Genomic DNA, 1,151 nt, shown 5'->3' with positions numbered 1-1,151 from the left:
CCCGGCCACTCCGGTCAGCGCCCTGTCAGAGCCAGTCCACCCACCGACCGTGAGGTGAGGCGACGGCGAGCGCCCGCCCGTCGAGGGCCGCAACGAAGTGCGGACGCGACGGCCGGGGCGCGGAGATCCCGGGCATGATGCGGGGGCCCTCGAAGCTGAGGTGATGGACGCCGGCACCCCGACGACGAGGTGAAACCCGTAGCCAGCCCACCACGAACCCCACACCACGCCCAACCCTCATCCTGGCGACGGGCATCCAACCATCATCCAGACTTTCTCAAAATCACTTCCCCATCGCCTCAAGCTCAGGTAATATATTTACCCAAAATCCGAAGCAAAGGAGCTGGTAGCCATGAACAGTAGAGAAGGTCCAGGCACAGGACTAACGACTTGGTTGGGATTGACCGGAGATCACAAACCTCAGCCCGGCGAAGTGCGCCCCCTCTGGGATCAAGTCCCAAAGAAGCGATATCTCGCCATATCAATCCCACTGACCCTCTGCGCGGTCGCCCTTTTTTTCCTGCTTCTTCACGAAGGCCTGCCCTGGCCCTTCGCCTCGATGTTTGCCGTGCAATCATTCGCACTGGCTCTCCTGATATTCGAGCGGGCCTCCATCAAGGTAGAGAACCCCCCTGCCACAGAGAGGAAGAAATGAAAAAATAAAGCGCGCTCATCACCGCCCTCATCACCGCCATAACTACCTTTACTCGTTGCCTCATCAGCACACGCGGCCCCACGACCCGCGACCGACCACTTCGACACCTGCTCCGGAGTCGAGCGCTCACTCAACCACCCGGGAGAGATGAGTTCACTCGGAGAGAATCTCGGCCCCGGCGTCTCCGAAGTGTTGACAGATGAAATTCGAGCACTCACCAACCAGGGCTTGGCCAGCATAGATCGCCCTCCACTTCCCAGTGACAGTACGGCACTTCGCTACTTTGACAACGGACAGATTGTCGCCTTGGATTCTCATGGTTCCGTCATTGCTGAGATCAGCCGACCAGACACAAATCCCGGGAAGGCGATTCGCCAAGCTGAAGGCGTTATTCACGGAACTGATGCGGTTGCTCATTTTGGCTCCAGCGCCGTCCTCTCCACCGCTGGTCGAGCAGGGTCCGGAGCCTGCGGAGGACCCGTGTCGAGACCTCCGT

1 protein-coding gene is annotated in these 1,151 nt (G+C 59.8%); it reads right to left on the bottom strand.

Annotated features, from left to right (window positions below; translation table 11 throughout):
• Nucleotides 1-25: 25 nt before the first annotated feature.
• Complete coding sequence (locus EII35_RS15470) at nt 26-256, bottom strand: hypothetical protein (protein ID WP_125229339.1); 231 nt, start codon at nt 254-256, stop codon at nt 26-28.
• Nucleotides 257-1,151: the final 895 nt, after the last annotated feature.

Source organism: Arachnia propionica (assembly GCF_003932785.1).
Classification (GTDB): Bacteria; Actinomycetota; Actinomycetes; order Propionibacteriales; family Propionibacteriaceae; genus Arachnia; species Arachnia propionica_B.
The sequence above is the reverse complement of the archived record's forward strand: the minus strand, read 5'-3'. Positions and strand labels throughout refer to the sequence as shown.

Bases quoted from the DNA above. Each gene is read 5' to 3' on its own strand.
- EII35_RS15470 (WP_125229339.1), bottom strand. From the start codon at position 256: ATGCCCGTCGCCAGGATGAGGGTTGGGCGTGGTGTGGGGTTCGTGGTG.